This window comes from Enterococcus alcedinis (genome assembly GCF_014635985.1).
GTDB lineage: Bacteria > Bacillota > Bacilli > Lactobacillales > Enterococcaceae > Enterococcus_I > Enterococcus_I alcedinis.
In genome coordinates, this window is record NZ_BMDT01000003.1 from 15,057 (window position 1) to 29,601 (window position 14,545).

General features: G+C 36.4%; 11 protein-coding genes. 10 read left to right on the top strand and 1 reads right to left on the bottom strand.

Annotation, left to right across the window (positions count from 1 at the left end; genetic code table 11):
* Positions 1–59 precede the first annotated feature (59 nt).
* The 5 genes from IEV09_RS04720 to IEV09_RS04740 all read left to right on the top strand — a co-directional run bounded on the left by IEV09_RS04720 (position 60) and on the right by IEV09_RS04740 (position 5,577).
* Entirely contained in the window at positions 60–1,373 is a 1,314-nt protein-coding gene (locus tag IEV09_RS04720) for an ABC transporter substrate-binding protein (protein ID WP_188367116.1), read from the top strand.
* A gap of 129 nt (positions 1,374–1,502) precedes the next feature.
* The gene (locus IEV09_RS04725) at positions 1,503–2,402 is read left to right on the top strand and encodes a carbohydrate ABC transporter permease (protein WP_188367117.1); all 900 of its coding nucleotides are present in this window, start codon (positions 1,503–1,505) and stop codon (positions 2,400–2,402) included.
* Positions 2,403–2,489: 87 nt separating this feature from the next.
* Positions 2,490–3,284: a carbohydrate ABC transporter permease gene (locus IEV09_RS04730; RefSeq protein WP_373281474.1), complete on the top strand. Its 795-nt coding sequence runs from the start codon at positions 2,490–2,492 to the stop codon at positions 3,282–3,284.
* A gap of 46 nt (positions 3,285–3,330) precedes the next feature.
* Entirely contained in the window at positions 3,331–4,446 is a 1,116-nt protein-coding gene (locus IEV09_RS04735; protein WP_209651419.1) for a glycoside hydrolase family 88 protein, read from the top strand.
* A 237-nt stretch (positions 4,447–4,683) separates the two neighbouring features.
* Positions 4,684–5,577 (top strand): ROK family protein, encoded by an 894-nt coding sequence (locus IEV09_RS04740; RefSeq protein ID WP_188367118.1) that lies wholly within the window; start codon positions 4,684–4,686, stop codon positions 5,575–5,577.
* Positions 5,578–5,635: 58 nt separating this feature from the next.
* Here IEV09_RS04740 and IEV09_RS04745 read toward each other — a convergent pair whose 3' ends face one another.
* Positions 5,636–6,862, bottom strand: coding sequence for an NAD(P)/FAD-dependent oxidoreductase (locus tag IEV09_RS04745; RefSeq protein ID WP_188367119.1), 1,227 nt, complete (start codon positions 6,860–6,862; stop codon positions 5,636–5,638).
* A 276-nt stretch (positions 6,863–7,138) separates the two neighbouring features.
* Here IEV09_RS04745 and folE point away from each other — a divergent pair, with 276 nt between their 5' ends.
* From folE to IEV09_RS04770, 5 genes are all read left to right on the top strand, one after another.
* Positions 7,139–7,711 (top strand): GTP cyclohydrolase I FolE, encoded by a 573-nt coding sequence (gene folE / locus IEV09_RS04750; RefSeq protein ID WP_209651421.1) that lies wholly within the window; start codon positions 7,139–7,141, stop codon positions 7,709–7,711.
* Positions 7,712–7,724: 13 nt separating this feature from the next.
* Positions 7,725–8,489 carry an SDR family oxidoreductase gene (locus tag IEV09_RS04755; RefSeq protein WP_188367121.1) on the top strand — a complete coding sequence of 255 codons (765 nt, stop codon included), beginning with the start codon at positions 7,725–7,727 and terminating at the stop codon, positions 8,487–8,489.
* A 356-nt stretch (positions 8,490–8,845) separates the two neighbouring features.
* A complete protein-coding gene (locus IEV09_RS04760; protein WP_188367122.1) occupies positions 8,846–11,095 on the top strand; it encodes a helix-turn-helix domain-containing protein in 2,250 nt (749 codons plus the stop codon).
* Positions 11,096–11,427: 332 nt separating this feature from the next.
* Positions 11,428–13,059 (top strand): type 2 periplasmic-binding domain-containing protein, encoded by a 1,632-nt coding sequence (locus IEV09_RS04765; protein WP_188367123.1) that lies wholly within the window; start codon positions 11,428–11,430, stop codon positions 13,057–13,059.
* Between the two features lie 63 nt (positions 13,060–13,122).
* Positions 13,123–14,517 carry a glycoside hydrolase family 1 protein gene (locus IEV09_RS04770; protein ID WP_188367124.1) on the top strand — a complete coding sequence of 465 codons (1,395 nt, stop codon included), beginning with the start codon at positions 13,123–13,125 and terminating at the stop codon, positions 14,515–14,517.
* Positions 14,518–14,545 lie beyond the last annotated feature (28 nt).

Genomic DNA, 14,545 nt, shown 5'->3' on the forward strand with positions numbered 1-14,545 from the left:
AAATTTTGAACAAGTTTGTTTTGTTCAACAAAATAAAATAAAAAAAAGGGGAGATATCCTTGAAAAAGAGAAGTAAATGGTTGGTAGGTTTATTGGCGACAGGTTCATTGTTAGCGTTTGCAGCATGTGGGGAAAAAGAATCTGAAGCAGGGGCAGATGTGGGGTCAGATACAAACGAGACCGCAAAAGATGAGACGACAGAATTATCGGTTTCTGTTTGGGGTTACGATGCGAATCCTGAATTTAAAGCAATGTTTGGGGCGTTTGAAGATCAACATCCGAATGTAAAAATTAAAGTGGTCGATATTGCAGCAGATCAATATGAAAACAAAGTAACCACGATGTTGGCTGGTGGTGATACAACGGACGTCTTAGGAATGAAAGATGTTGGAAGCTATGTGAACTATGCAAACAAAAATCAACTAGTTGATTTAACGGAAGCGATTGAAGGCCTTTCAGAAGATGATTTTGCAAATTATAAAGGCAACTTAGATGGTTATAAGACAGAAAAAGATCAGTATTTTGCCATGCCTTTTAGAAAAGAAATTTATATGATGTTTTATAACAAGGGGATTTTTGATGAGGCTGGTGTAGACTATCCCGGCGATTTAACTTGGGATGAATATGAAAAACTAGCAGCGGATTTAACTAGTGGCGAAGCCGATAGCAAGGTTTATGGAACATACTATCATACATGGTATCCGTTAGTTCAAGCATTGGCAGCCAATCAAACAGGAAATGATTTAATGTCTGGTAAATATGACTTTTTAGCAGATTATTATGATCGCGTTTTACGTTTACAAAATGAAGGTCATGCAATGGACTACGCAACAATTAAAACAACAAGCACAACGTATTCTTCCGTTTTTGAAACGGGAAAAACAGCAACGATGATCATGGGAAGTTTTTACCTAGGAAAATTGATTAATTCGATTAATACCAATAATTTAGACCTTGATTGGGGCGTAACAACGATCCCTCAAAATGAAAAGGGTGAGATTAAAACATACGGTGGACCAACAGGATTTGCTGTGAGTAACCATTCAAAAAACAAAGATTTAGCAACGGAATTTGTAAAATTCTGTTCAGGTGAAGAAGGAGCGAAGGCTGTTTCTGCAATCGGAATGACAACTGCTTATCAATCAGATGCTGTTTTAGATGTCTTAGCCAGTGTTGAAGGAATGCCACAAGACGAACAATTTAAAAAAGCATTAAAACCTGATCATAATGGTTGGGAATTATTAGCACGACCAGAAGCTGCGGCAATCAATACCATTTTAGGTGAAGAGCACGATTTAATTATGGTTCAAGATAATACAGTGGAAAAAGGCATTAAAGAAATAACCAAACGAATAGAAACAGAAGTGGAATAATCAAAGTGAGTAAGAATCTTGAGGAAAAGATAATCTGCGTCTGAGAGATCATCTTCAAGATTCTTCTTTTCTTTCAAGCTTCTGTCGAGAGGAGGAACTATAGATAAACGACTATCTATAGTGTAAAAAATGGCACAAGTAATCAAGAAAAAAACAAATAGCTTAAAAATAAAAAAGAATCTTACAGGTTTATCTTTTATTCTACCAAACTTTGCTGGATTTTTAGTTTTTACGGTTATTCCGGTGTTTTTCTCATTCATACTTGCTTTTATGAAGTGGGATTCTTTTAGTAAACCTGAGTTTGTCGGATTAGCAAATTTCACAAAAATGTGGAACGATACTTCTTTTTGGATTTCTTTCAAAAATACCATTGTTTATACCGTTGGGGTGGTACCTTTAACACTGATTTGTGCTTTAGGTCTGGCGCTATTATTGAATCAAAAAATTAAAGGGGTTAGTTTTTTTAGGACGGCTTTTTTCTTCCCTTACGTGACCTCTTTAGTCGCGATAGCAGTTGTTTGGAATATGTTATTTCATCCAACTATGGGACCAATCAATCAGTTGTTAAAAGTGGTGATTGCTAACCCACCAGGTTGGACATCTAGTTCTGACTGGGCTTTATGGGCAATTGTGATTGTCAGTGTTTGGCGAGGGATGGGCTATTATATGATCTTATATTTAGCAGGATTGCAGAGTATTTCCAAAGAATTATATGAGGCAGCATCGATGGATGGAGCAAATAATTGGAAACAATTTTGGAATATTACTCTGCCCTCACTAAGACCGACCACTTTTTTTGTAACGGTTATGTTGGTTATTAATAGTTTCAAAGTCTTCGATCTGATTCAAGTAATGACGGATGGTGGTCCAGGTCGTTCGACAAATGTCTTAGTTTATAAAATTTATAACGAAGCGTTTGTTAATTTTGAGTTCGGCTATGCGTCAGCAATCTCATTAGTGATGTTTGTGATTGTGTTAGGAGTTACAGTGATTCAATTTAGTTGGAATAAACGGATGGAGAGGGTGTAGAAGGTGGAAGCAATGGAAGAAGCAACCGTGTTAAAAGGAACGCAGAAAAAAATAAAAAAAGAAACATTGAATTACCGAGAAGGCATTATGATTGCGGTGTTATCGATTCTTTCTCTAGTAGTCCTTATTCCATTTATCTGGATGCTCTCAGCGTCACTCAAAGAAAACAATGATGTTTTTAGTGTACCCATTCAGTGGATTCCGACAAAATTTCGTTGGGAAAATTATGCTGAAATTTGGACAACAATTCCTTTAGTCACATTTTTTAAAAATACGGCATTCTTAAGTGTGACAATTACACTGATTCAATTATTGACAAGCAGTTTTGCAGCTTATGGTTTTTCTAAAATGGCATTTAAAGGTCGAGATATTTTATTCTTAGCTTATATTGGAACAATTGCGGTACCGTGGCAAGTCTATATGATTCCACAATTTATTATGATGCGTCAATTAGGGTTGACGGATAGCTTGCTATCACTTGTATTAATGCAAGCATTTAATGCATTCGGTGTCTTTTTATTAAAACAATACTATGAAAGTATTCCAGATTCATTATGTGAAAGTGCACGAATTGATGGCTTAACTGAGTGGGGCATTTATCGAAGAATCATTTTACCTTTAACCAAACCAGCTTTAGCGAGCTTAACGATTATTACATTTGTTAATACTTGGAATGATTATATGGGACCGTTTATTTATTTAACATCAACAGAAAATAAAACGATTCAATTAGGATTAAAGATGTTCGTGTCATTATATGATGCAGAGTATGCCTTGATTATGGCCGCGTCAGTCATTTCTATTTTACCAGTTGGAATTATTTTCTTATCCATGCAAAAATATTTCGTTGAAGGAATTGCTTCTTCAGGTGTAAAAGGTTAGTACAAAAATCACTTTTTTAGAGTGGTAAAACTAGGAGGTTGTTTCGTTGTCGGAAAAACAAAAGTGGGCAGAAGAGGTTGTCAGAAAAATTGAGGGAAAAATTGAGAAAGAACGTGTGAATTTGTCGGGAGGGATTCCGTATATTCCCGAAAATAATCGTTACATAGACGTCGGAGCAACTGATTTATCATGGTGGACAAATGGCTTTTGGGGTGGACTCTTATGGCAGTTATATGGGGCAACTCAAAAAGAGGGATTTAAAGAATCGGCAGTTGCACTAGAAAATCGTTTAGACCAACCACTAGAAGAGTTCGAAGAGATCCATCACGATGTCGGTTTTATGTGGCTGCACACATCAGTAGCCCAGTATCGTCAACTTGGAAGTCATAAATCTTATCAAAGAAGTTTGCACGCAGCAACTATTTTGGCAGGGCGTTTTAATTTAGCAGGTCAATTTCTACGTTGTTGGAATGAAGATAAAGTTGGCTGGGTAATTATTGACAGCATGATGAATATCCCGTTACTTTACTGGGCAAGCAGCGAGACCAATGATCCACGCTTTAGTCAAATAGCTGAGGCTCATTCTGAAACTGTCCGTCAATATTTAGTACGAAAAGATGGATCCGTTAATCATATTGGTGTATTTGATCCGGAATCAGGTACTTATTTACATTCAGTAGCAGGCCAAGGTTATGCCGCGGATTCTTCATGGTCAAGGGGGCAAGGCTGGGCAATCTATGGTTTTGCATTAAGTTATAAATACTCGCAAAAGATGGAATACCTAGAAACGGCAAAACAAGTAGCCAACTATGTCATTAGTCAGTTACAAGAAACAAATTATTTAGCCAAATGTGACTATCGTGCCCCTTCAACTCCAGAAATTTATGATAGTACGGCATCTGTGATTACGGCATGTGGATTGCTAGAAATCGCGAATTGGTTGGATGGCCCAGAAAAAGAATTTTATACAAATGTAGCATTTAAAATCTTATTAGCGGTCGAGAAAATTGCTAATTGGAATCCAGAAGAAGCAGGCATTATTCCAATGGGAACCGTTCAATATCATAGTGAACGAGGCCGACATGTGCCCATTATTTATGGAGATTATTTCTTTACGGAAGGCATTTTAAGGTTATTAGGTCGAGAAAGTGATATGTGGTAAAAAGCATAATCCAATAAGATTTGTTTCAATATAGACTGAGCGAAATCGCGATTGATTTCACTCAGTCTATAAGTGTTTTCAGACAAAATAAAAGGCGAGCAAGGCAACTAGAGATTCCTTCCCAGTAATTTCCTTTCATGGAAAGTAAGCGTTTTATTTAATTTGTTGTCTGCAAATGTTACAATCATTTTAAGAGTTGAAATAAGATAGTTATCGTTATTTTTAGGGGGAGTGTAAGTGAAGAAATTAATTGGTGTCGATATTGGCGGGACAAAAGTAGCGGTGGGCTTGATTGATCTGAGTGGGGCTGTTTTAGAAGAATTGATTGTGGCGAGTGATGGAAGGAATCGGGAGCCGATGTTTGAGATTGTGGTCGACGCGATTCGTTCGTTATTAAAAAAAGTCGGTTTAGCAGAAGAGGAAATTGCTTTAGGCGTTGGCGTTCCAGGGATTGTCGACAGTAAAAATGGTATTGCTATTTTCCAAAATAATTTAGACTGGGAAAATTTTCCGATTCGTGATCGATTACAAGCGGCCTTTCCTAAAGTAGACATGATTAAGATTGATAATGATGTTGTACATGCTGGATTTGCTGAATGGCGGGCATCGGGTTTAACAAAAGAAGATTCCCTCGTGTTTTTAACGATCTCAACGGGAATTGCGAGTCCAATTTTTGAAGGGGGCGTACCGATTCGTGGTCGAGGGTTAGCGGGTGAGGTCGGGCTTGTACCAGTTCGGACGGCGAATGGAACGAAGACGGAACGCTTAGAATTTGTTGCCAGTGGTTCGGCTTTAGAAGCGAAAGCACAAGCACGTTATGTCGATGCTACAATGACATCAGCTCGATTATTTGAACAATATCTTCAAAATGAGGCACGAGCAGTCGAGCTGATCGATGACTTTTTAGATTCATTGACACATGGTGTTTATATCATTACCTCGCTGATTAATCCGACACAAATCGTCTTAGGCGGAAGTGTGTTGATGCGCAATCCGTATCTATTGCCACTCCTAAAAGAACGTTTGCTAAATGAAATGCTACCAGTTCAACAAGAAAGTGTGGCAGCACTTGTTTTGAGTCAATACGAAAACAATGCGAGTTTAGTTGGTGCTGGGTTATCGGTAGTATAAAATCGTAGCCGTAACAACAGAAAAAGAGAACCCTGAAGTTCTCTTTTTCAGTTTTATTTTAGGATGATTCTGTTGTTTCTAAAATTGAAATCGTTGGGTCTTTAAATCTATCAAGATTAATTGGTAGATTTTTATCCATTAGTGCGGCGATGTCTGCTCGTTTTTCGGCATTATTTGCAAAAAGAACACCCAATGGGCGACGATTTTCATCGAGGTAAGCAATCGTGAACTTCGGTTCGTCGCTTGAACCACGAGTCACGGTTTGGTTCCAAGTTAACGTATGACCTAAATATTCAAAGGTTTGATCGTATTCATCTGTCCAGAAATAAGGACGTGTCGCATAGACTTCACTTTTTGGTTGGATAATATTATGTGCCACGCAACGCCCATGAGCTCTTGCGTGTTCCCAGTGTTCGACGTGAACAAGCTCACCTTGGTACGGCCAAACGGTACAGTCACCGGCGGCATAAACGTCTGGTAAAGAAGTTTCACCGTATTCATTCACGACAATCCCTCGCTGCACTTCTAAATCAGGATGGGCGATGGATGTATTTGGAACGACGCCAATACCGATAATCACCATTTGGCAGTTAATTTTTTTCCCACTCGCCGTCAAAGCTGCTGTCACATGACCTTGTTCATCTTTTTCGAATGCTGTTATATCTTCACTTGTCAAAAGAGTAACGCCGTGCGAACGATGCATATTGCTAAAATAATGGGATGCTTCTTCACCGACAATTCGACCAAGTGGCAAGGGTGCGTGTTCGATGACCGTTACATTTAATCCAACTTGTGCGAATGTTGACGCCATTTCGAGGCCAATGAAGCCCGCCCCAACAATCACGATATCTTTTGATTTTTTATCCCAAGCTTTAATTTTTTGAGCGTTTTCAAAATCGCGTAAATAAAAAATCCCTTCTGCATCAACGCCAGGTGCATTGAACATTCGTAAAGTTGAACCAATCGCTAAAACTAACTGATCGTAAGGAATCGATTCTTTTTTATTTGTTTGAACGGTGTGATTTTCCGGGTCAATCGAAACAATTTCTGTTCCTAATTTTAAGGTGATTTTTTCATCTTCGTAAAAAGTTTCATCGCGAAAAACAGGTGGTGATACGGTCTCTTGCGCCAACATCCAGTTTTTTGACAACTCTTTCAAATCATACGGCAAACTTGCTTGCTTTCCGACTAATGTAATTTTTCCTTGGTACCCTTTCGTACGTAATTCCTTCGCAACATTATACCCTGCAATTGAAGCACCAACTATGACAACACCGTGTGCCATTTTCATCATCTCCTAGATTGATCGTAAGTTATTTGGTATTCGTACTACTTTCAGTATACCGCTCGGAAGTTTTTTACGCACGTAAAGCGATTATGAGCGTAACTCTTTGTAAAAAAACGCTTTCTTCCTATAATAAGAACAAGACGTATTTTTTTATCGTGTTTCAAAAGTAAACCAAAGAGGTGAAGCCAGATGGTTCCATATGAAAATGATTATGAGAGAGAAAAACAACTACTCCAAACGTATTTCCCATCCATTCAAGCAGATTCAGCAGAGATGGATTCAAAAATAGAAAAGGTAGCCGCTTTTGAACAAGCGCTCCGAGGATTGATGGCTGTTTGCGGCGACGATCCGACACGTGAAGGTGTGATTGAAACACCGTATCGTTTCATGAAGGCCTTTTTAGAATATACAGAGGGGTATCGTGAAGATCCGAAAAAACACTTGGAAAAGGTCTTTGATGTGCCGTATCAAGAACTAATTGTCGTCAAAGACATTGAATTTTATTCGATGTGTGAACATCATCTCGCCCCATTTTTTGGCGTCGCACATGTTGGTTATTTTCCAGGCGAAAAAATTACTGGTCTATCGAAAATCGCGCGGATGGTTGAGGGGTACGCGCGTCGTTTTCAAGTGCAAGAGCGATTAACGACGCAAATTGTCGAGGCGCTAGAGGAAGTGCTGAATCCAACCGGCATTATGGTAGTCGTCGAGGCAAAACATTTATGCATGTGTAGTCGTGGCGTTAAAAAATCCAGTGCCGTCACTTTGACTTCAGCTACTCGTGGCGCGTTTACAACGGATTCCGCTTTGCGCGGTGAATTTTTGTCATTGATTAGAGAACATTAGGAGGGATGCTCCGATGAAAAAAGTAGCGATTATCACTGGGAGTGCCACCGGGTTAGGGAAGCAGACAGCGATTGCACTTGCCAAAGCAGGCAACCAAGTAGTGATTAATTACGTTCATAGTCAAGCAGCAGCCGAAGAGACAGCCGGGCTGATTCAAGCGAAATATGAAGTCGATACGCTCATTGTTCAAGGCGATATGCGTCAAATAGACGATGTTCAACGACTAGTTTCCGAGACGAAAGCTCGATTTGGACGTATCGATATTCTGGTGCATAATGCCGGCCCTTTTATTAAAGAACAAAAGAAATTGAGTGAATACGACTTAAGTGATTGGCAGTCAATGATTGATGGGAATTTGAATAGTTATTTTTATCTATTACACGCGGTCTTACCTGAAATGATCAAAAATCAATGGGGACGCATCGTGATGCTTGGTTTTGAAAAAGTCGGTAACGCCCCGGCTTGGCGTTATCGCAGTGCTTATGCTGCATCCAAAAGTGGCGCTGCTTCTTTGACGAGAACCGTCGCTCTAGAAGAAGCCGAAAACGGTATTACAGTCAATATGGTTTGTCCGGGCGATATAAAAGGAGCGTTTAAAGAAATGACGATTAAAGAGGCGATGCAAGTACCTTTCGAAGGTAAGCGACGCCCGGGTGTCGGCGAAGATATTGCACGAACCATTGCTTTTTTATGTGATGAGCAATCCGATTACCTGACCGGCAGCATTATCGAAGTCACAGGCGGTAAAGAAGTCTTAGCCAAACGTAATCAAAGATAATAAAAAGAACAAGGAGCGGAGAAGCTCCTTGTTCTTTTTATTACGCATGTGAAACTAGATTTCCATGATTAATAAAACGTTTACAAAATGAAATTAACGTGCTACGATTCTCTTGTAAACATTATAATGAATGGCTAAACCTGTAAAGGAAAATATATAGCTGTGGGTGGAGAGTGCTTGAGTAAATAATGATTCTAAGTAAAATTAGTCATTTCTCATATTGATAAAGCCATTTAATTATTGATTGAAAAGTCAATAATACACTCTAAAAAGGAATAAAAAGTTGTTGACGATAATACAAGATATTTTGTCTACATGAAGTGTATGTTTATTAATAGAAATGAGGAGGCTGGCTAATGAGTTTGTTTAAAAAGAAGAACGAAAGGTCACTATTCACTGCTTTTATCTCTTATTTTTTAATTTTTTTGATTCCATTTTTATTGCTAACGACTGTATTATATTACTCAGCTATTATAGGATTAAAGCAACAACTTTATTCAACGAATCAAAATAGTTTAAAACAAGCAATGAATCTTTTAGATGAGCGCCTAAAAGATTTAGAAAAATTAACGGATACGATTCAATTTAACCCAAAACTATCAAGTTTTATGCTCAACCATCCGTTCTACTCATTAGATAGCAATAATGAATTAGGAAGAATACAAGCAAACCATAGTTTTATTGAGGAAATGTATGTCTACTATGATCAAGATAAAAAATTTTATTCTAAAAATGGTAGTTATGATTTGGCGACTTTTCAATTCAATAAGTATGAGACAGTCGCTTTTGAAGCAGGTGAATTAGAAGAAAATCTAACGAAGAATCACCCAAAACTAAATGCTACACTTTATAGTAGTGGCGTATCAGATAAATTGTTTCAGTATTATGTTCCTTTGAAAAATAGTGGGATTACTTATGGTAACGTTTTATTTGTTTTGAATAACAGTGAGTTAGAAAAAATGATGAATATGACATCAAATGATTTACCAGGATTTACGTACCTCTTAGATGAAAGCTACAGTACCTTACTCTCACTAACTGAATCAGGCAAAGAGCATGCTGACCTTAAAATAGAAAAAGAAACATTGAATAACAAAAAATTGGAATATGCTGATAAGCAATACGATTTATCTTCTTTTAAATCCGAAATATCAGGAATTACGTTGGCTTTATTAGTTGAAGATAATCAATTTTTAAAGCCAGTTATACAAACAAGGAATCTTTTCTACTTGTTAATTGCACTAATTTTTATATTAGGAAGCCTTTTTAGTTATATTCTAGGACTAAAAAAATATTTGCCTATGAAAAAAATAGAAGATTCATTTGAAAAAATTTTATCAAAAGAATCACTTGATTTTGAAGATGGAAATAGATTATTTTTTGAAAATAAGATTAATTTGGTTTTGAAAAATCACTTGGAATTAAATCAAATTGTAAGTGAGCAGAAAGTTTATTTATTAAACTACTTTTTAGAGAGCTTAATCAGTGGGCACTATCGAGAGGAAAATCAGTTAAAATATGAAATGGAAAAACTTGATTTTAAATTAGCTGGTAAAGCATTTTTTGTTGTTGTGATGTCATCGGAATGGTCAGAGAATAAAGAAGAAAATACAAAAATAAAAACGGTTTTTATTGATCAGTTCCCCCGAACGATAAAAGGAACAACATATCATTTGATTGAGTTAGCTACAAAGAAACAAATTGTTATGCTGGGTTGTACAACCAAAGCAGAAATAAATTCATTGTTGGCAGTTAGTGAGTTAAAGCAATTTAGTCAAACTTTCTTACCTGCAAAATTGAGTTTTACTGTTGGAAATTTTTATGACAACTTGTTATACATCAATCGATCGTATATCGATGCGTTAACAGCTGCAGAATATTTTAAAGACACAGATAGGGATATTATTTATTATGAGGAGATATCTCATCGACAAGTATATTTTTCAAGTATACCAATTGATAGTAAAAGCAAATTACATAAAAGTTTAATGGAAGGCGATGAAGTAGTAGCAAAAGAAGTATTAGAATCTATTTTCTCTAAGAATAAGATCGCTCAAATGAGTATCTATGAAAAACGTTATTATTGCTATGATGTAATAAGCACGGTTTTCAATTGCGTGAGTCAAGAGAATCAGCAATCTATAGTTAAAAATTTTGATCATTTGATGAGTTCGGATGTTTTAGATGATATTCATGAAGAGTTGAAAAAAATAACAGATGATTTTTGTAGTGTGATGAACTTCATGAAAGAAAAAGAAACGAAAGATTTAGGACAAAAAATAATGAAATATATCCATGAAAATTATGCTTCAATGGATTTGTCGTTAGAAGCAATTGCGGTCAATTTTGACTTTTCAGTTTCATATCTCAGTCGGGTCGTCAAAGAACAAGTTGGAATCACTTTTTCTAACTATGTTCAAGAATTAAGATTAGTGAAAATAAAAGAAGAGCTAATTTATACGCCAAAAACAATTAAAGAAATTGTGAATGATGCAGGCTACCATGATGTGTCAAATTATACTAGAAAATTTAAACAAATAATTGGTGTTACTCCAGGTCAGTATAGAAAAGAGAATAGAAAAGAAAACTCAATGATTCGGTTGTAATTAATTATCAAATAAGAATCAAATCATTGAACTTTACTGAAAATCCCTCAACCTTATCTTAATGGTTGAGGGATTTTCAATAACTAGTATATAAATTGAAGAAGATAAAAGAGAAAGATAGACTTAGGATATTAAAAAAAGTCAAAACTTACATACTCCATCATTAGCTAAAAGTGATAAAAGGCTATATATCAACGTTAATTGAAGAGAACAACTACATATTGAATAAATATCAAAAATAAATTATCTTTAAGTAGTCATGTTGAATGCGCTTTCAAAAAAGTTTTTTTATATTATGTGACTAAATTAGAAATGAATAGGAGAGAGAATAAATGAGAAGAATGTCTAAATTATTCGCTGTAGCCACAATATGTGGTGTTTTATTATCTGGTTGTGGAAAAGCAAAAGCAGATAGTAAAAAGCAAGAAGAGATACAGGTCGATGTAGAGATGGCGAATTTCCCAATTGTGAAAGAGAAACTTTCATTAACAATGATGGCTCCAGGAACAGGTTTGTCAGAATGGAAAGATATGCCAACCCTGCAAGAATATGAGAAGATGACAAATATGAGTTTTGAATATACTACACCTCCGATGAGTGATTTTCCGACTAAGCTAAATCTGATGTTTGCTAGTGGTGATTTACCAGATATTATTATGGGCGCGGGTAAAAAATATTTAACACCTGCAATGGAAGTCGCTTATGGTAGTCAAGGATTACTCCTACCGTTAGAAGATTTAATTCCTGAATACGCACCTAATTTTAATAAATTGATGGAAGAAGATCCAAATATCAGAAAATCAATTACAACTCCAGATGGACATATTTATTCCTTACCAGCTATTGGTAGATTACCGCAATCAATTTGGGCGAAAAACCCTTTATGGTACAAAGGCGAATGGTTAGAAAAATTGAATATTAGTAATGAAGAGTTACCAAAAACGACGGAAGAATTTTATGATTTATTAGTCCGATTTAGAGATGAAGATCCGAATGGTAATGGCAAAAAAGATGAGATTCCATTGACTGATTCTAAATTAAACAGTGTTCGTCCATGGTTACTCGCTGCTTTTGGTATGAAAGAATTAGGAATCGAAGAAGTAGATGGTGTTGTCCGATATACACCGATCACAGAGGAATATAAAGCTTTTCTTGAGTATACGAACAAATTATTCACAGAAAAGTTACTTGATACGGAAGTATACTCACAGTCAGATGAACAAAAGAAATCAAAAGGACAAAATAATGAAATTGGGGTTTTCCCAGATTATTTCGCCTTTTTTACAACAGGATCAAGTGAATCAGAGAGTTTAAATGATTACATGTTTCATCCATTAACTAGTGAACAATCACCAAAAGCAGTCGTTCCAGGGAGTCCTAGAATCAATCGAGGAACTTTCTTGATTACAAAAAATAACCCCAGTCCAGAAGCATCTTTACGATGGGCCGATTACTTTTATTCAAAAGAAGGATATGAATTTATTAGTCAAGGTCCAGAAGGTGTCTTATGGGAATATGCAGAAAATGATAAAGGAGAACAAGTAAAAATCTACGCAGAAAACGTCAATATAGCGAAAAAAGAAGAAACAAGAGGAGCAATCACTCCGAACTATGGTATTCCACTACCGTCAGCAGATATTCCACTTGTAGGACCAAAAGAAAACCCAAATGACCCGGATTCTTCAGAATTCCAACAATTTATTGAAAAAGAAACAGAGGAAAAAGTTGTCCCTTATGCAGAAGTTCCGTATCCATTAATCTTTTTGACGAAAGAAGAGCAAGATAAAGTTAACGCGATTGAAACGGATTTGAAGACGTACATTGAACAAATGGAAGCGAAGTTTATTACTGGTGTTGAGCCACTTAGCAACTGGGATACGTATATAGATACGATTGAATCAATGGGTGTCGAGGCTTACATCCAAGTTTATCAAGATGCATATGATTCATGGGAAAAACAATAAACGGTCGTGTATTACTAGACGTAATCTGAAAAAGAAAAGAGTAATCAAGAACGGAGCCTATTTATGAAAAAAGAATATAAGTTTCCCGAAAACTTTTTTTGGGGAACTGCCACAAGTGCTGTGCAATCAGAAGGTAGAGTATCAGGGGATCAAAAAGGGATGGACATATGGGATTATTCTTCAAAAGAGTATAATCATCGATTCTATCATGGTATCACAACGGAACAAGTCTCAGGATTTTATCGAGATTACAGAGAAGATATAAAAAAAGCTAGTGATATTTCTCTAAACTCTTTTCGAACATCTATTTCTTGGGCACGGTTGATACCAAATGGTGTGGGTGAGATAAATCCAGAAGCAATTACCTTTTATAAAAATGTTTTTACAGAACTGCGAGAAAAAGGCTTGTCTGTCTTTGTAAATCTCTATCATTTTGATATGCCAATGGCGCTACAAAAAGAAGGTGGATTCGAAAATAAAAATACTATCGAAGCATATAAGAACTATGCGGAAACTTGTTTTGACTTGTTTGGAGATTTGGTCGATTATTGGTTCACTTTTAATGAGCCAATGATTCCAGCTGAGGCAGGCTATTTACATGATAGACACTATCCTTATGTTGTTGATTTTAAGCGAGCGGCTCAAGTACTCCATAACATTGTTGTTTCCCACTGTGAAGCTGTTCGTGTTTTTCGTAAAAAGAAACGAAATAACCAGATAGGAATTATTATGGATGTCTTACCTGTCTATCCTAGGAGTAGTCACCCCGCAGATATGGAAGCTGCAAGAATGGCTGATTTATTTTATACGAGAAGTTTAAATGAAGTGATTTTAAAAGGGGAATACCCCGTAGAATTAATTGAGATTCTCACAGAATATAATCAATTACCTCCTCAAGTGTCGAAAGAAGAATTAGCATTAATAAAAGCTACAAAAATTGATTTATTGGGAATTAATTATTACCAACCAAGGCGTGTGAAAGCCAAAGAGTGTCTAGTTAATCCCAACGGTGTATTTATGCCTGAGAATTTTTTTGATCCTTACATTATGCCAGGTCGTCGGATGAATACTTCTCGAGGCATTGAAATCTATCCTAAGGGAATCTATGATATTGCCATCAATATAAAAAAATTATATGGAGACATTCCGTGGTTTGTTTCTGAAAATGGTATAGGTATTCAAGACGAAGAGGCGTTTATCAGGGATGGTATTGTTCAAGATGACTATCGTATTGAATTCTTAACGGAACACCTACAGTGGCTTCATAAGGCGATGAAAGAAGGCGTAAATTGCAAAGGTTACCATATGTGGACTTTTGTCGATTGTTGGTCATGGATCAATACATTTAAGAATAGATATGGTTTTTATCGTTTGAATTTAGAAACGGGAGAAAAAACCTTGAAGAAATCAGGTATTTGGTTTAAAGAAGTTATTGAAAATAACGGATTTGAGGTTTAGTAATCAAGTGATGAGGCTGAGGAGATAG

Coding starts and splice junctions, on each gene's coding strand:
- IEV09_RS04725 (WP_188367117.1), top strand. CDS start 1,503: ATGGCACAAGTAATCAAGAAAAAAACAAATAGCTTAAAAATAAAAAAG.
- IEV09_RS04730 (WP_373281474.1), top strand. CDS start 2,490: ATGATTGCGGTGTTATCGATTCTTTCTCTAGTAGTCCTTATTCCATTT.
- IEV09_RS04745 (WP_188367119.1), bottom strand. CDS start 6,862: ATGGCACACGGTGTTGTCATAGTTGGTGCTTCAATTGCAGGGTATAAT.
- folE (WP_209651421.1), top strand. CDS start 7,139: ATGGATTCAAAAATAGAAAAGGTAGCCGCTTTTGAACAAGCGCTCCGA.
- IEV09_RS04755 (WP_188367121.1), top strand. CDS start 7,725: ATGAAAAAAGTAGCGATTATCACTGGGAGTGCCACCGGGTTAGGGAAG.
- IEV09_RS04760 (WP_188367122.1), top strand. CDS start 8,846: ATGAGTTTGTTTAAAAAGAAGAACGAAAGGTCACTATTCACTGCTTTT.
- IEV09_RS04765 (WP_188367123.1), top strand. CDS start 11,428: ATGAGAAGAATGTCTAAATTATTCGCTGTAGCCACAATATGTGGTGTT.
- IEV09_RS04770 (WP_188367124.1), top strand. CDS start 13,123: ATGAAAAAAGAATATAAGTTTCCCGAAAACTTTTTTTGGGGAACTGCC.